Annotated in this window: 12 protein-coding genes; 1 reads left to right on the forward strand and 11 read right to left on the reverse strand. The window is 49.9% G+C overall.

Going from position 1 to position 16,976, the window contains the following annotated elements:
* Nucleotides 1-192: 192 nt before the first annotated feature.
* Nucleotides 193-2,139 carry a monovalent cation:proton antiporter family protein gene (locus tag K0H60_RS14085; RefSeq protein ID WP_220056118.1) on the reverse strand — a complete coding sequence of 649 codons (1,947 nt, stop codon included), beginning with the start codon at nt 2,137-2,139 and terminating at the stop codon, nt 193-195.
* Between the two features lie 169 nt (nt 2,140-2,308).
* Between K0H60_RS14085 and dgcS the strand changes: the two genes are divergently transcribed.
* Nucleotides 2,309-3,199 carry a diguanylate cyclase DgcS gene (dgcS, locus tag K0H60_RS14090; protein ID WP_220056119.1) on the forward strand — a complete coding sequence of 297 codons (891 nt, stop codon included), beginning with the start codon at nt 2,309-2,311 and terminating at the stop codon, nt 3,197-3,199.
* Between the two features lie 49 nt (nt 3,200-3,248).
* On the opposite strand, the gene tilS is transcribed toward dgcS, so the two are convergent.
* The 10 genes from tilS to rseP form a co-directional block, all read right to left on the reverse strand.
* Nucleotides 3,249-4,646, reverse strand: coding sequence for a tRNA lysidine(34) synthetase TilS (gene tilS, locus K0H60_RS14095; RefSeq protein ID WP_220056120.1), 1,398 nt, complete (start codon nt 4,644-4,646; stop codon nt 3,249-3,251).
* 79 nt (nt 4,647-4,725) lie between these two features.
* A complete protein-coding gene (gene dnaE, locus K0H60_RS14100) occupies nt 4,726-8,202 on the reverse strand; it encodes a DNA polymerase III subunit alpha (protein ID WP_220056121.1) in 3,477 nt (1,158 codons plus the stop codon).
* A 117-nt stretch (nt 8,203-8,319) separates the two neighbouring features.
* On the reverse strand, nt 8,320-8,949 hold the full coding sequence (gene rnhB / locus K0H60_RS14105; protein ID WP_220056122.1) for a ribonuclease HII: 630 nt from the start codon (nt 8,947-8,949) through the stop codon (nt 8,320-8,322).
* Complete coding sequence (gene lpxB / locus K0H60_RS14110) at nt 8,949-10,106, reverse strand: lipid-A-disaccharide synthase (RefSeq protein WP_220056123.1); 1,158 nt, start codon at nt 10,104-10,106, stop codon at nt 8,949-8,951. Before lpxB ends, rnhB begins: the two co-directional genes overlap by 1 nt.
* Before the next feature lie 116 nt (nt 10,107-10,222).
* Complete coding sequence (gene lpxA / locus K0H60_RS14115) at nt 10,223-10,993, reverse strand: acyl-ACP--UDP-N-acetylglucosamine O-acyltransferase (protein ID WP_011717682.1); 771 nt, start codon at nt 10,991-10,993, stop codon at nt 10,223-10,225.
* Entirely contained in the window at nt 10,990-11,454 is a 465-nt protein-coding gene (gene fabZ / locus K0H60_RS14120; protein ID WP_041412686.1) for a 3-hydroxyacyl-ACP dehydratase FabZ, read from the reverse strand. Before fabZ ends, lpxA begins: the two co-directional genes overlap by 4 nt.
* A 32-nt stretch (nt 11,455-11,486) precedes the next feature.
* On the reverse strand, nt 11,487-12,512 hold the full coding sequence (gene lpxD / locus K0H60_RS14125) for a UDP-3-O-(3-hydroxymyristoyl)glucosamine N-acyltransferase (RefSeq protein WP_220053484.1): 1,026 nt from the start codon (nt 12,510-12,512) through the stop codon (nt 11,487-11,489).
* A gap of 3 nt (nt 12,513-12,515) precedes the next feature.
* Entirely contained in the window at nt 12,516-13,013 is a 498-nt protein-coding gene (locus tag K0H60_RS14130; RefSeq protein ID WP_011623384.1) for an OmpH family outer membrane protein, read from the reverse strand.
* Nucleotides 13,014-13,078: 65 nt separating this feature from the next.
* The gene (gene bamA, locus K0H60_RS14135) at nt 13,079-15,559 is read right to left on the reverse strand and encodes an outer membrane protein assembly factor BamA (protein WP_220056124.1); all 2,481 of its coding nucleotides are present in this window, start codon (nt 15,557-15,559) and stop codon (nt 13,079-13,081) included.
* 31 nt (nt 15,560-15,590) lie between these two features.
* Nucleotides 15,591-16,961 (reverse strand): sigma E protease regulator RseP, encoded by a 1,371-nt coding sequence (gene rseP / locus K0H60_RS14140; RefSeq protein WP_220056125.1) that lies wholly within the window; start codon nt 16,959-16,961, stop codon nt 15,591-15,593.
* Between the last annotated feature and the right edge of the window lie 15 nt (nt 16,962-16,976).

Genomic DNA, 16,976 nt, shown 5'->3' on the forward strand with positions numbered 1-16,976 from the left:
AGCAACAATTTTATAACGTAACGAATCATTGCAATTGGTGTTTGCCAGCATAGCGCCTCAGCCCGGCAAAAACTCTCAGAAGAATAAGCGGATAGCGAACGGTTAACCCAATGTGCTCGACGAGCAAATTGATAAGTTAAGATTGTGGTAGCTTATGCAAGCCGTGATGTCACTACTTATGCAAGCATATAGCTATCCATGCAATAGCTTGGCCTCGGCTTTTTCAAGCCTTCTGGGCTTACCCACAATCAGTAAAATATCACCCGCGCGAAAGACCCAATCCTGCGCAGGATGTTCAACTTCGGCGCCGCTGCGGCGGATGGCCCTTAACTCTACCCGAAGCAGCTCCCAGTCAATATCCGCCACTCGCTTACCCACGGCATCCGCGCCGCGGTGTAACAGCACGGCATGCAGCGACTCTAAGGTAAAGTCAGTTTCGGTACCGGAGAAGAAACCGTGTAAAAATTGATAATGGTTGCGCCGCTCCGACTCCAGTCGCTTAAGGATCCGCGCCAACGGTACACCGCATTGATGCAGCACCTGCGAGACTAGCATCAAACTGCCCTCTAAGGTTTCGGGGATCACCTGATTCGCCCCCGCCTTTTGCAGCATGTCTAACTCACTGTCGTCACGGGTTCTGACGAGGATTTTAGCGTCGGGCGCCAATTGCTTACACAGGGGTAAGGCTTCTTCTAAACTGCGGGTCTCGCAGAAGGTGATAACGATCATTTTGGCGTGTTTAATTCCTACCTGCTTAAGGATCGCCCGCTTACACACATCGCCAAAATAAATCGGCTCCCCTGCCCGGCGCGCCTCAGACACCCGCGTAGGATCAAGATCGAGCACTAAATAGGGCACGGCTTCTGTCTTTAAAAACCGGGCTATAGTTTGACCAACACGGCCGTAACCTAAAATCACCACAAGATCATGATCCTCGGTAATAATCGGCACCACTTCATCCACGTGCCCCGACTGGCGGATCCCTAACAGCCACTTGGCAATATCCACGCTATGGCGCACCAACCAAGGGGCAATGCTCATCGACAATACCGCGACCATCACCAGCATAGTGCTGAGCTGATTGCTCAATAACCCATAACTTACCGCCAGGGCTAATACGACAAAACTGAATTCGCCGACCTGCGCCAGACTCAAAGCCGTGCTGATAGCAATCCGAAAAGGCTCGCCGACCAGTCGCAATAAACCATGGACTATCAGCGCTTTGCCCACCACAACGGCGAGCAAGATCAGTAAAATCTGCCACCAAAATTGAATAACGAGCGCGAAATCGAGCATCATGCCGATGGAGATAAAAAACAGCCCCATGAGTAAATCGCGAAACGGACGAATATCCGCCTCTAGCTGGCGGCGGTACTGACTCTCACCGAGCAGCATTCCCGCCATAAAGGCCCCTAGCGCCATAGACAAACCTAACCACTGGGTAAAAGCTCCCGTAACTAAGGCCACCACCAGCGTCGAGAGTACAAAGAGTTCATTGGAGCGGGATCTTGCCACCTCATCAAACAATCGAGGCAAAGCCCATTTGCCTAAGGCCATCAGTAAAAAGAAGGCTAGAATCCCCTTGAGAAGCGCTAAGGCGATTGCCGCTAACATCAAGGGCTCATCATTCTGCCCGAGTAATGGCAGCAAAATAAGCAGAGGAACGACGGCTAAATCCTGAAATAACAACACACTGACCGACAGCTCGCCATGGCGACGCCTAAGCCAGCCCTGCTCGTTAAGCAGTTTGAGCACAATTGCGGTGGAGGAAAGGGCAATTGCCGCGCCTATGACTAAAGATTCTATGCCATTCAAGCCACAGGCTAAGGCAACCAACATAGTGAGTACTGTGGTAACAATTACCTGCGCGCTACCTAATCCAAATACGGTTCTGCGCATGGCCCACAATCTTGGCACCGAAAACTCAAGTCCCAGCGTAAACATCAAGAGCACAACCCCAAGTTCGGCGACGGACTGCATTTGCTGCTGGGTAAACCAATGGAACCCACTGGGCCCACTCACCACTCCGGTTAATAAATACGCCAAAATCGCCGGCAAGCCGATACGCCGCAGCAAGGCAATCGCGACGATGGCGATCAGCAACATAAGGAGAACTTGGATCAAGAAACCATGCTCCATAGGCTCGATAACTCCTGTCAAATTACTGGCGTGTCAAAAAACTAAGATGCGCTTTAAGCTTAACTGAGTGACATACAAAGACAAATTTTATTAGCAAACAACACGGCACATATATTGCTTAATATGGACAATAGTTCCAATTGCCATTTCATTTGCTGGGGTAAACATAATGGACTTTGGCTTAGCGACAACCTTATATCCAGACGATTATAACTATCAAACAGAGGCGTACAGCCCAACAACGTCGTCATTGGATTTAGTTCAAGTGATCCAGCAACTGCATGCCAGCCTAGATCCGCGGACAGTCTTTGCCTGCTACGGCAAAGTGCTAGGACAACATCTGCCCGTCCAAGGTGCTCGCCTGCAAGCCGAGCAACAAAAATTAAGCTGGGGCAAACGTTATGGGATCAGTCTGAAACGACAGATCATCTGTGGCGGCACCCCACTTACACTGCAGTATCAACTGCTGACGCCGCTCACACCTTCGCAAACCATTATCCTGCAAGAAATTGAGCCCTTGCTGCTGCAACCATTATTAAATGCCATGCAGTATCAAGAGATGTCGATGCAGGCGATGTTCGATTCCCTCACTGGCCTTGGCAATCGTCATTATTACACTCAAAGCTTGAAAAACGCGGTGGCCAGAGCCCACAGAAAACAGGGCGCAGTGTCACTTATCGTATTGGATTTAGATAATTTTAAGCAGCTTAATGATAGATATGGTCACAAATGCGGTGATTATATTTTGAAGGAGTTTGGAGACATTATCCGCAGCAGTATCCGCAGTACAGATCAGGCCTTCCGTATTGGGGGCGACGAGTTTGTGGTGATAGTGCAAGGCAATATTCATGCGGCGGGCTTACTGTGCGAGCGTATCGTCACAGCAACCAATGCCCATGCGAGTTTCCATCAATTTGGCGTGAGCAGCAGCCTAGGGGCTGCTGAGGCGAGCGATACCATGGAAGCCGAACAACTCTATGAACAGGCAGATAAAACCTTGTATCAAGCCAAAGCCTCGGGCCGTAATTGCTACAAGTTAAGTCCAGCTCAACTGTCTTAATCGAGCATGGATGCTGCTCACAGCAATAAAGTATGGCAAATAGACTTTGCTATCCGATTGCTTGCCCATCAAACTTCAGCCCGACATCATCCCCTTGGGCACAAAATGCCTTTTCGACCCAGAGTCCTAGCGCCATCACTAAACGCTCGTTATAGAACAAGAACCCTACATCAGCACGTAACCACGGAGGCACAGCGCATTCTTGCCAGAGTTTTTTAAGCTCGCGTCCCTTATCGCGAAAATGTGGCTGACAGCGAAATTGTCCCGGTAACTGATAACGCAGGCTCACCACCTCACCCGCCTTGGGTAAACGCAGCCGAGGGTCTGTGGTAGCTATGGTAAATGGCGCAATCTTATCTTCAAGCCTTGTTGATGCTTGAGTGAGTAAAGCCAGAATATCTTCATGCAGTTCGCGCGCAGTGATGCGCGGCGCGGCGGATGCAATGTTTACATTATCCAGATAAAGCATGCCGGCAAAGCGGCGCAGCACACAGTCACCAATCTGGATCTGTACTTTGGCATCCTCTTTTGCCCCCATTAACTGCTGCAGGATTTGCTGTAACTGCACATAGGAAGGCAGTCCAAAGCCTTGGGATTCGATAAAGCCCCGCAGCAGCAATCCCTGCCATTCGCTGGTTTGCGTAGATAGCGCATCAAGCTTAAGCACGGTTTGCTGGGTAAAGGGTGCCTCGGTTAACAGCTTAGGTAAACGCTCACTCACCTCGGCATCCACTATGGCCTGCTGCTCGGCGCAAAGCTGGGCGCTGCGGCTTGCGGTGATGGCGATACTGGGCCAACGTGCTTTTAGGCGTGGGATAATCTCGAGGCGTAAAAAGTTACGATCGTATTTATCGTCTTGATTACTTTCATCTTCGATATGCACTAGCTGCCGCATTTGAGCGAAAGCTTCAATCTGCTCACGGCTAATATCGAGCAAGGGACGCGCTTGCAGGCAAGCCCCTTTCTCGCCGAGTGAGAGCATTTGGATTTGCCCCATGGCGGCTAATCCTTTGGGACCCTGACCGCGTTTGAGGGCGAGGAGAATCGTCTCGAGTTGGTCGTCTTCATGGTGGGCTGTCAGCAGTACATCCTGAGGCTTAAGGTGCTGCAATATCGCCTGATAACGCATTTTTCGCGCCTCGGCCTCAACACTCACTCTCGGCCCGAGGGTGAGTTGTACTCGCTCGACCGTGATTGGTAAACCATAGTTGGCGGCGCGAATTTGGCAGTGCTCGGCCCAAGCATCGGCATTAGGGCTCAAGCCATGGTGCACATAAATCAATTGATAATGTAACTCGGGGTGATGTTTGGCAAATTCACTCAAGCCGTAGGCGAGCACTTCGGAATCGACGCCACCGCTGTAAGCGAGGACTAACTTGCTCCCCGCTTGCAGCGGTAAGCTCGCTAAAAATCGCGCTATATGGGCACTCAGTTCCACCGCCGCCATTGCACTCACCCTATAAAATCCATCACACGCTGATGCTCAATTATCCCCTGCCAACCCCAAGTCTTTGTCAGGTTATCGATTAGGGGAACAGGATCCGCACCTTATTAGGCCCAAGCAGGCTCTCAAGGGCAAACACCAATTCATCGCTTGGGTTCACTCGCCAATTTTCCGCCAACCTAAATTGGCCTTTGGCCCGGGCTTGACTGTAGTTAATCACCACGGGCACGGCACCATTGCGCCATGGGCTTATTGACTGCTCGATGCTTTCTAGCACGCTTGGCGTTAACTGCGAGGCGTCTAAATCGATTTCTAAGGCGCTGGCAAAGTGGCTGCGCGCCTCGCTGATATCGATAATATTACGCGCCGTCATGCGGTTGCCACCGACAAAATCATCGAAGCTTACTTCACCTTCGCAGATCAGGATCCTGTCCTTCTCGAGCAGATGGTTAAACTTCTCAAAGGCTTCGGTAAAGAGCATCACCTCGAGGCGTGCACTCTTGTCATCTAGCGTCAGCAGACCCATTTTTGAGCCACGCTTAGTGAGCATCACCCGGGTTGCGACCACAAGACCCGCCGCCTTCACCGTTTTGCCGCGATCGGTTGGATGCACGTCCTTTAAGCGTCCAGAGGTGTAATGCTTAAGCTCTTTCAGATATTGATTAATCGGGTGACCGGTTAAATACAGGCCTAAGGTCTCGCGCTCCCCTTCGAGCCAAATTTTATCCGGCCACGGGGTACATTCGACAAACTGCTGCTTGCTGTCTTCAGGGTCGCTATTAAGCAAACCAAACATATCATGCTGGCCGATAGCCTCGGCCTTAGCATGCTGATCGGCAGCGCTTATTGCCTCGGGCAAGGTGGCCATCATAGAGGCGCGGTGCGGCCCAAGCGCATCTAAGGCGCCAGCGCAGATAAGCTTTTCAATCACCCGCTTGTTAAGTTTTTTAAGATCGATACGGGCACAAAAGTCGAATAAATCTTTAAATGGACCGTCCTTACGCGCCTCAAGTATCGATTCAACCGGCCCCTCACCCACACCTTTGATGGCGCCGATGCCGTAGACGATACGCAGATCATCATCGACGGTAAACTTAAACAGACCTTTGTTCACATCCGGCGGAATAATGGTGAGTCCCATGCGCTCACATTCATCCACTAGGGTGACGATTTTGTCTGTGTTGTCCATATCGGCGGACATTACCGCCGCCATAAACTGCGACGGGAAGTGAGTCTTGAGCCACAGCGTTTGATAGGACACGAGCGCATACGCGGCGGAGTGGGATTTGTTAAAGCCGTAGCCCGCAAACTTTTCCACTAAGTCGAAGATCTTCATCGCCAACTCGCCGTCAACGCCGTTCTTAATCGCCCCTTCTTTAAAGGTACCGCGCTGTTTGGCCATCTCCTCAGGCTTTTTCTTACCCATAGCACGGCGCAGCATGTCCGCGCCGCCTAAGGTATAACCCGATAGCACCTGCGCAATCTGCATCACCTGCTCTTGGTACAAAATAATGCCGTAGGTGGGCGACAACAGCTCCTTCAAGGATTCATGCTGGTATTGAGAATCGGGGTAAGACACCTCTTCACGACCGTGCTTACGCTCGATAAAGTTATCCACCATGCCCGATTGCAGAGGGCCTGGGCGGAACAGTGCCACGAGTGCGATCATATCTTCGAAGCAGTCGGGTTGCAGACGCTTAATCAAATCCTTCATACCACGGGATTCGAGCTGGAATACCGCAGTGGTTTCATAGCGTTGCAGCAAGCGGAACGAAGCTGGATCGTCTAGGGGAATAGCCTCAATCCGCACCGGTGGACGGCCGTTTTTAACCTCCACCTTGTTGATCATCTCCAGCGCCCAGTCGACGATGGTGAGGGTTCTTAATCCCAAGAAGTCGAATTTGACTAAGCCAGCGGTTTCCACGTCGTTCTTATCGAACTGGGTTACCGGGTTTTTCCCTTCGGCGTCGCAGTAAAGCGGCGAGAAGTCGGTGATCTTGGTGGGCGCTATCACCACGCCCCCCGCGTGCTTACCCGCATTACGGGTCACACCCTCGAGTTTGCGGCACATGTCGATAAGATCTTTCACATCCTCATCGGCATCGTAGGACTCCTGCAGCGCAGGCTCCACCTCAAAGGCCTTGGCGAGTGTCATGCCAGGCTCTGGCGGAATCAGCTTCGAAATGCGGTCCACAAAGCCATAGGGATGGCCAAGCACACGACCCACGTCGCGGATAACCGCCTTGGCCGCCATGGTACCGAAGGTAATGATTTGCGATACCGCTTCACGGCCGTAGAGTTCGGCCACGTGGTCAATCACCTCATCGCGTCTATCCATACAGAAGTCGACGTCGAAGTCGGGCATAGATACCCGCTCTGGGTTCAAGAAACGTTCGAACAGCAGGTCGAATTCGAGGGGGTCTAAGTCGGTAATCTTTAGGGCATAGGCCACAAGCGAGCCCGCACCCGAGCCACGGCCTGGCCCCACGGGAATGCCGTTATCCTTACCCCACTGGATAAACTCCATTACGATCAGGAAGTAACCGGGGAAGCCCATCTGGTTGATAACCTTAAGCTCGACATCGAGACGCTCGTCATATTCACCGCGGCGCTCAGCGCGCACTTGTGGATCGGGGAATAAGAACTCTAAACGCTCTTCAAGCCCCTTCTTAGAGCAATCAACCAGATAATCTTCAATCGACATATCGCCGGTGGGGAAGTTCGGTAAGAAATATTCGTATAAGCGGATGGTAACGTTGCAACGCTTGGCAATTTCAACGGTATTTTCGAGCGCGGCCGGAATGTCGGCAAACAGCTCGCACATTTCCTCTTCACTGCGAAGGTACTGCTGCTCACTGTATTTTTTAGGACGGCGGGGATCGGCGAGCGTAAAACCATCGTGAATCGCCACACGGATCTCATGGGACTCAAAGTCTTCAGGTTTTAAAAACACCACCTGATTGGTGGCCACCACAGGGATGCCCTTTTCCTGCGCCAGTCCCACCGCCATATGCAGGTAACGCTCTTCATCGGTGCGTCCTGTACGCAATAACTCGAGGTAATAACGCCCTTCAAAATGCTGCTGATAAAACTCGCATAAGGACTCGACTTGAGTATTGTTGCCCTTAAGCAGCGCCTTACCTACGTCCCCTTCTCGACCGCCAGACAGCAGTAAAATGCCTTCGTTGTAGGTGACCAGCCACTCTTGGTCAATCACCACGCGTCCTTGAACATGGCCACGTAAATAGGCTTGGCTGATGATTTGAGTGAGGTTTTGATAGCCATCATTATTCATCGCAATAATGGTTAAGGCACAAAACTCACCATCAAACCCCGGCACTTGCATCCAAAAGTCCGCGCCGATAATAGGCTTAATCCCCGCCCCATGGCAGCCACCATAAAACTTGACCAGACCACAGAGGTTGTTTTGATCCGTTAAGGCCACCGCGGCCATGCCCTTCGCCTCAACTTGGGCGAGGATGGGTTTGACCTTAGCCACACCATCGGACATAGAGAAGTCACTGTGGACACGAAGATGCACAAAACGAGGATCGGACATAATTAGAATTATCTTTGAATAGCAGGTTAACAATCACTAAAAAAGCAGACTAACAAAGTCACAGCCCTTGGGCTAGTGACTTTGCTCTCAAGCTGAAGTGAAAACACTCAATCGGTGTTAACGCTCCAGTAATGCCTTGACGGGTTTGAAACTTTTACGATATTGGTCGAACACGCCGTGCTCGGCGATGGCGTCAAAATGCGCCTTAGTCGGATACCCCTTATGCTTAGCAAATCCATACTGGGGATAGGCCGCATCGAGGGCATCCATTTCCCGATCGCGGGTCACTTTGGCAATAATCGACGCCGCACTGATACTCGCAATCAGGCCATCACCTTTGACTATGCTATGACTTGTCAGAGATAGCCCCTGGTGCGTAAACGCTGGGCTGCGATTTCCATCGACTAAAACTAACTCGGGCGCACGTGTAAGCCCCGCTACCGCGCGCTGCATCGCAAGCATTGTGGCATGAAGAATATTCAGCTCATCGATTTCCGCTGGACTGGCCCGCCCCACATGATAACTCAAGGCTTTTTCACAAATTTCATCGAACAAGGCCTTGCGGCGCTTCTCGCTGAGTTTTTTAGAGTCATTTAAGCCAGCAATGGGACGATTGGGATCGAGGATCACCGCAGCGGTGACCACATCGCCAACAAGTGGACCACGGCCAACTTCATCCACGCCCGCCACAAAACCTGTTGAGAAGGTAGCGATATCGGCGTCGGTCAACGTCTTAAATACCGCCATTAGTTCACATCCTTAGCATTGACGAGCACTAACACCGCCTCGGCCGCTTTTTGACTGGCATCGCAGCGCAACATTTGGTGTAAACGCTCAAACTCGGCTTTGATTGGCGCAAAGTCACGGTTCAGCTCAACGCCAACCGCTTCGGCAATCTTCTCTGGGGTGCAGTCGTGCTGGATAAGCTCTGGCACCACATCTCGCCCCGCTAACAGATTCGGCAGGGAGAAACGGTTCACTTGCATCATGGTTTTCGCTATCTGATAGGTCAGCGGACTCACGCGATAGGCGACCACCATAGGGCGTTTGATCAGCATGGCCTCAAGCGTTGCCGTACCCGATGCCAGTAAAATGCCATCGGCGGCGGCCATCACCTCACGGGACTTGCCTTCCACCATGTGGATTTCTAGATCCGGCGCATGCGCTTTTAATGCTTGCTCAAACTGCTCACGGCGTTTTTGGTTCACTAAAGGCGTCACAAAGCGAATATCGGGAAATTGCTGCTTGATAAGTAGCGCGGCCTTCACAAAAGGCTCGGCCAATTGCTTTAATTCACCGCCACGTGAGCCGGGTAAAATCGCGAGATATTCGGCCTCAGGATCGAGTTCGAGCAATTGACGAGCGCTCGCCTTATCACTCTCTAACGGAATATCGTCAGCCAAGGTATGGCCAACAAAGGTACAAGGTACCTGATGCTTATCGTAAAAGGCTTTCTCAAAGGGCAATAACGACAGCACCATATTGGTGGCCTTAGCGATTTTAAAAATCCGCTTAGGGCGCCATGCCCATACCGAAGGGCTCACGTAGTGAACGGTTTTAATCCCCTGCGCCTTTAACTTAAGCTCAAGACCGATATTAAAATCCGGAGCATCGATACCGATAAAGCAATCGGGCTTCAGTTCGGTGATGGACTTAATCAGGGATGAGCGCACATGGAGTAAGCGTGGCAAACGTGATAGCACTTCGACTATCCCCATCACGGCTAATTCTTCCATCGCGAACAGGGATTCGAAGCCTAGGGCTTCCATACGAGGTCCACCAATACCGATAAAACGGGCGTTGGGGTGTGTTTTTTGCAGTGCAGCCATTAAACCTGCACCTAAAATATCGCCGGAGAGTTCTCCGGCGACCATTGCAAACACTAATTGAGATTTTTTGCTCATAAACCAATCATATCTGACAAGTGAATGGCACCGCAGCGTATCTCTGCCATGGCATTGTCTAAAGCAGAATATTACGAGCAGTGCCTATGAATGGCATAGTGTAGAGTCAAGGACTCTTAACGAATAATGCCGCGACCCGATGATTTAACAAACTCAATGAACGACTTAACTTGCTCATCGTTCTGCGCATCTTCGGCAAGCGCTTCAATCGCTTCATCAACAGTTAAACTGCTGCGATATAAGGTTTTATAGGCTCGGCGCACCGCTAATTGGCTCTCCTTAGAGAAACCACGGCGCTTCATACCTTCGCTGTTTAAGCCACGAGGAATAGCAGGTTGTCCCGCCGCCATCACAAAGGGTGGCACATCCTGTAGCAATAACGAACAACCCGCGGTAAAGGCGTGGGCACCGATATGCACAAACTGGTGAACCCCAGTCATACCACCGAGAATCGCCCAGTCACCCACATGCACATGGCCTGCGATAGAGGCATTGTTAGCCATAATCACGTTATTACCGACCACACAGTCATGGGCAATATGCACGTAGTTCATAAACAGGTTGTTAGAGCCAATACGGGTTTCGCTATTGTCTTGAACCGTACCACGGTGAATGGTCACATGCTCACGGATAACGTTGTTATCGCCAATAATGAGTCGAGTTGGCTCGCCAGCGTATTTCTTGTCTTGGCATTCTTCACCCACGGAGGCGAATTGGAAAATGCGGTTGCCTTTACCGATAATGGTTGGGCCCTTCACCACTACGTGGGAGCTTAACCAACAATCGTCGCCAATCTCGACACCCGCGCCCACATAACTCCATGGACCTATGGTGACGTTTTTACCAATTTTTGCATCGGGATGCACAAACGCTAATGTATCTATCACTGATTAATCTCTCTGCGGGCACACATGATTTCAGCGGAACAAACCACTTCACCATCCACTTTGGCCTCACCATAGAAAACGCCAATCCCGCGGCGCTCTTTAATCATTTTGACTTCAAAATGGATTTGGTCGCCGGGCTCAACCACACGTCTAAAACGTGCATTATCGATACCAGCAAAATAGTACAACACACCAGGAGGCGGTACATCGTCACTCATGGTCTTAAACGCGAGCAGACCAGTGGCCTGTGCCATGGCTTCTAAAATCAGCACGCCCGGCATCACAGGCTGAACAGGGAAATGTCCCTGGAAAAAGGGTTCATTAATCGTCACGTTTTTAATCGCATGGAGACTCTCACCTGGGGTGTAATCCAAAACGCGATCGATTAATAAAAATGGATATCTATGGGGTAGATACTTAAGGATCTCCGTAATATCCATAGTGTTCATTTGATTTGACACGAACCTAGTTCCTCAAAATTGCCTTGGGGCAATTACTCTGGTGTATTTGAATTCTTTTCCAACGTTTTCACACGTTGAAACAGTTCATCCAATTGACGGAAGCGAACTGTATTTTTACGCCACACTTTGTTTTCCATTGCCACTGTCGCAGAAGAATACAAACCAGGCTCACGCATGTTACCTGTAACGTTTGTCGCGCCAGAAAGATGGACACCGTCGGCAATGGTCAAGTGGCCTGCAATCGCGCAGTTACCACCAATAATACAATGTTTACCAATGGTTACACTGCCAGCAATGGTCGTGCTGCCAGCGATAGCGGTATTTTCACCAATAATATCGTTATGGGCAACCTGTACTTGGTTGTCGATGATCACACCGTTGTGGATCTCGGTATGACCTAAGGCACCGCGGTCGATGGTTGAGTTCGCACCGATTTCGACGCGATCGCCAATACGTACACCACCGGTTTGTGGAATTTTAATCCATTGTCCACGCTCGTTAGCGTAACCGAAACCGTCGGAGCCAATAATGGCGCCGGAATGGATAATACAATCTTGGCCTAAATGGACATTATGATAGAGGGTCACATTGGCCCACAGACGAGTGTTAGAGCCTACGATGGAATCTTGACCAATCACAGAACCCGCACCAATCTGCACGTTTTCGCCGAGGATCACATTCGCGCCGATCACCACATTGGCACCAATCGCTACACCTTCGCCTAACTGGGCAGAAGAGTCGATTTGTGCCGAGGGATGGATACCTAGGGCCGCCTTGGGCGTGGTATCTAAAAACTGTGCCACACGGGCAAACCCCACATAGGGGTCTTTAACGACTAACGCAGTGCCTGAATAGTCCTGCGCGTCTTTAGCCGACAATAACACCGCGCTCGCTTGAGTTGACTCAAGCTGAGCACGGTATTTGCTGTTGGCTAAAAAAGAGATTTGACCCGATTGGGCATGCTCAAGGGTCGCAACGCTGTTGATCACTAACGTTTCATCACCTTGGACAACGCCATCTAATAACAGGCTTAGCTCTTTTAAAGTCACACTTTTCATTAATTACTTGCCTTTGCTTAAGGCTTCAACCACTTTGCCACTGATGTCAGCATTTGGCTTAACATAAATGACAGCACCGCGCTGTAAAACTAAATCGTATTTTTCTTTTTCAGCGATAGTGTTAATGGCTTTTTGAACCTTAACTAACAGTTTGTTTTGCTCTTCACCTTGGCGACGACGTAAGTCTTCATCCAACGCTTTACCTTTTAGCTGATATTCAGATTTTAACGCTTCCATTTTACGAACCAGCTCAGTTTTTTGCGTGTCATTCATTAACGCGCCGTCACGTTGCTGCTTCTCCATCAGAGAGCGCATTTCTTCTTGCATTTTCTGAACTTCAGCCATGCGATCACCAAACTCTGATTTCAGAGATTGGGAGATTTGCTCACGTTGAGGTAACTGTTCAAACACAGCGCCCATATCAACAACAGCAATATTTTCTGCCTGCGCCGCTAAAGGTGCACCTAATAAAGCCAACGTCACCAGGGCACGGTTTACCATCTTGTTCAAAATAGACTCCTTGTTACCTTTGTTATATTCAGCAAAACCTGCCGAGTGTATGCCTTTTAAAAAGTTTTGCCAATATTGAACGAGAAGATCTCTGTTTGATCGCCTTCGTATTCTTTAATCGGCCATGCCAAGCTGAATACCATTGGTCCCATAGGAGACAGCCACTGTAAGCTTAGACCCCAAGAGGCTCTGATACGACCTGGGTCACTGTAGTCCTGTAACTTATCAAACTCTTCCGCTGGCAGCGTTTGATACTTAGCGAAATCGAACTCAGTATCCCATACGTTACCTGCATCGACGAAGAAGCTGGTACGAACAGAGTTAGTGTAGGCCTCATCCAAGAATGGCGTTGGTACAATCAACTCCATACTGGCAGTTGCAATCGCGTTACCACCGATTGAACGACCTGAACTGACCTGAATACTGTTTGGATCGCCCGGTAAGCTACAACCGTCACCCGATGGATCCGGCGCACAAGGCTCACTACCACGATACAGATAGAATGAACGAGGACCGACCGAGTTAGACTTAAAGCCACGCAGTGAGGTACTACCGCCCGAGTAATAGTTTTCCCAGAATGGCAGGATTTGGTCATTATCATTAAATTGACCATAGCCATTGCCATAACCTAAACGACCACGGGCTAACAGCACAAAACTGTGGCTGCGGGTGATAGGGAAATAATAGTTAGTATCGAAGTCTGTCTTAAAGTACTGCAGATCCGAGCCTGGTACTGTCATCTTACCGCTTAAACGCTGCGACGAACCGTCCGTTGGGAAGGTGCCACGGTTTAAGGTGCTGCGGTACCAGCCTAAGCTGAGCTCGAAGTTGTCGAAGCTTAAATCGGCATTCGGATCATCGTCACGGTAGATATTGTAGAAACGCAGTGCCTGTTCGTAGGCGGAGATTTCTGAAATCGTGTTATGACGATAACCAATACCACCGTTGATACGGTTGTATTCGTTAATTGGGAAGCCAGAGTTTAACGCCACACCATAGGAGCTGTTTTTATAGCGCTCAAGGTTAGCCTCATTCGCATCGAACTCGTTCCAATAAACGCTGCCACCTAAGCTCACACCATCTTTGGTCCAATAAGGATCGGTGTAAGATAAGTTAACGTTCTTAGAATACTTGTTGGTGCTTAAACTCACGCCCGCTTGGTTACCCGTGCCGAGGAAGTTATTTTGCTGCACACCAAACTGCAGACTTAACCCCGATTCAGTACCATAACCCACACCGGCGTTAAATGAGCCCGATGGCTGCTCTTTAACCTTAACGGCCACATCGACTAAATCGTCTGTACCCGGCACTTGAATGGTTTCGGTATCAACGGTTTCGAAGAAGCCTAAACGGTTTAGACGGGCTTTAGATTGCTCAACCTGCGCCGAGTTTAACCAAGCACCTTCCATCTGACGCAGCTCGCGGCGCATCACTTCGTCTTTAGTCACAGTGTTACCAGTGAAGTTAACCGAACGTACATACACACGTTTACCCGGTTTGATATTGATGTTTAAGGTCACTTCCTTAGTCTTATCATCAATTTCAGGGTAGGTTTTCACTTCAGGATACGCGTAACCGAAACGACCTAAGTATTTGCTGTACATCTCTTCGGTGAAGGTCACATCACCGCCGTTGTACATATCGCCCGCCTTAATTGGCAGAATCGATTTCATTAACTCTTCGCGGCCCATTAAGTCGCCGGTGAGGTTAACGTCTTTAACCTTGTACTTCTCACCTTCGTTGACGTTGATGGTGATATACAAACCTTTACGGTCAGGCGTCATCGCCACTTGAGTCGAAGTGACTTCAAAGCGAATATAACCCTTGTTGTGGTAATAGGTTTTAATGGTTTCAAGGTCGGCCTGTAGCTTTTGCTTCTGGTAGCGACGCTCACCGAACAGATCCCACCAGGCCACGTAGTCCTTGAGTTCTAACATGCCGATAAGCTCAGCATCAGTGAACTCTTTGTTACCAACCACGTTAATTTGGCGAATTTCAGCCGCTAAACCTTCGGTGAACTTGAATTTGAGTTCGACGCGGTTACGGGGCAAGTTAATCACCTGTGCTTCGACTTTCGCGCCGTATTTACCTACACCGTAGTAGAAGTCTTGTAACCCCTTCTCGATGCCCGTCAGCATAGTACGGTCTAAGGACTCGCCGACTTTCACGCCTGAGCCGTCCAGACTTTCCTGCAACTGCTCATCTTTAATGTCTTTGTTGCCTTCAAAGGTCACGGCGCTGATCGTTGGTCGCTCGGTGACTTTGACAATCAACACCCCGCCATCATGACTAACTGAGATATTCTCAAAGTTAGTCGATGCATACAGGCTTTTTATGGCTTGTTGAATTTTTAACTGGTCAACAGTGTCACCCACTTTCACTGGTAAGCTTAACAAGGCAGCACCCAGTGCGACTCGCTGCAAACCTTCAACTTGGATGTCGGTCACTTCAAAGGGTTGGAACGTATCCGCCAACACAGTCCCTGAAAACGACGCACCGACGAATAACATCGAGGCAAAAAGTTTATTCAATCTCATAGAGCACTTCTAATTATTAGTCTGTCCTTGCTCAGAGTCGGGCAAAGTCATTGAAGAGCGCGATGCTCATCAACATCAGCAGCAATGCTGCCCCAAATCTGAATCCTATTTCCTGTACCTTTTCAGACACAGGCTTACCAGTGATTACCTCAACGAAGTAATACAGCAGGTGTCCCCCATCGAGCACAGGCAATGGCAGCAGGTTAATGATGCCTAAATTGACACTGATAAGCGCGAGGAAACCGAGAAAGTAAACCAAGCCATAGTTTGCACTATTGCCCGCACCCTGTGCGATTGAGATAGGTCCACTTAAGTTTTTCACTGACACATCGCCAGTAAATAATTTGCCAATCATCTTAAAGCTCACAGCAACAAGTTGCCATGTTTTATCGGCTGCGATAGCAAAAGATTCGATTGGGCCATATTCAAGTTGCAGGCGCATATTCTCAGGCCACTGTGCCTGAGCGGGGCTCACCCCAAGCACGCCTACCTCTTTACCATCACTATTTTTAACACTCGCAGGTGTCACTGAGATGGCAAACTGCTCGCCATTACGGCGCACCGTTAACTCCACTGGCACATTGGCAGAATGTTGAATAATGTCAACAAAAGCTTGCCAATCGGTGTAATTTTGGCCATTGATGGCAACCAAGGTATCACCGATTTTCAGATCACTCTTAGCCGCCGCACTGCCTTCGCTGATGAGCGCAATTTGTGGCTCAATCGCAGGGCGATACACGCCCAGACCCAACGCCGTAATTGGCGACTCTTTTTCTGGGTCGAAACGCCACTCGCGGGTATCAAGGGTGTAAGTGCGAGCGGTGGTATCTAAACCCTGCAAGCCATTTAGCGGCGCGAGGGAGACGGTTAAACTGTCATCGCCGATATGGCCCACTAGCGCTAAATTCACTTCTTCCCAATTTCGTACTGGCTGGCCAGAAATTGCCGTCACTTGCATTGGCTCATTCACTTGGATTTGCGCCGCTGCCGTGCCAGGTGTGGTTGAGGTAATCACAGGCTTGAGCGATGGCACGCCAATTAAGTACATAAAATACAGCGCGATAATCGCAAAGATAAAGTTTGCAATCGGCCCTGCGGCCACAATTGCAATCCGTTGCCAAACCGTTTTACGGTTAAAGGCTTGGTCCTTTAACTCATCGGGTACATCTTCTACTCGCTCATCGAGCATTTTGACATAGCCGCCTAACGGGATCATGGCGATGACGTACTCAGTGCCATCTTGACCCACTTTGCGCCAAATCGCCTTACCAAAACCAATCGAGAAACGTTCAACCTTCACGCCACAGCGACGTGCAACATAGAAATGGCCGTATTCGTGGGCGGTAATGAGCAGCCCAAGCGCAACGATAAACGAACCTAAATTCCACAAAAAATCTAACATTCCACTCCTTATGTC

The organism is Shewanella mangrovisoli, assembly GCF_019457635.1.
GTDB lineage: Bacteria > Pseudomonadota > Gammaproteobacteria > Enterobacterales > Shewanellaceae > Shewanella > Shewanella mangrovisoli.

Bases quoted from the DNA above. Each gene is read 5' to 3' on its own strand.
- dnaE (WP_220056121.1), bottom strand. From the start codon at position 8,202: ATGTCCGATCCTCGTTTTGTGCATCTTCGTGTCCACAGTGACTTCTCT.
- tilS (WP_220056120.1), bottom strand. From the start codon at position 4,646: ATGGCGGCGGTGGAACTGAGTGCCCATATAGCGCGATTTTTAGCGAGC.
- rseP (WP_220056125.1), bottom strand. From the start codon at position 16,961: ATGTTAGATTTTTTGTGGAATTTAGGTTCGTTTATCGTTGCGCTTGGG.
- dgcS (WP_220056119.1), top strand. From the start codon at position 2,309: ATGGACTTTGGCTTAGCGACAACCTTATATCCAGACGATTATAACTAT.
- bamA (WP_220056124.1), bottom strand. From the start codon at position 15,559: ATGAGATTGAATAAACTTTTTGCCTCGATGTTATTCGTCGGTGCGTCG.
- lpxD (WP_220053484.1), bottom strand. From the start codon at position 12,512: ATGAAAAGTGTGACTTTAAAAGAGCTAAGCCTGTTATTAGATGGCGTT.
- K0H60_RS14085 (WP_220056118.1), bottom strand. From the start codon at position 2,139: ATGGAGCATGGTTTCTTGATCCAAGTTCTCCTTATGTTGCTGATCGCC.
- K0H60_RS14130 (WP_011623384.1), bottom strand. From the start codon at position 13,013: ATGGTAAACCGTGCCCTGGTGACGTTGGCTTTATTAGGTGCACCTTTA.
- rnhB (WP_220056122.1), bottom strand. From the start codon at position 8,949: ATGGCGGTATTTAAGACGTTGACCGACGCCGATATCGCTACCTTCTCA.
- lpxB (WP_220056123.1), bottom strand. From the start codon at position 10,106: ATGAGCAAAAAATCTCAATTAGTGTTTGCAATGGTCGCCGGAGAACTC.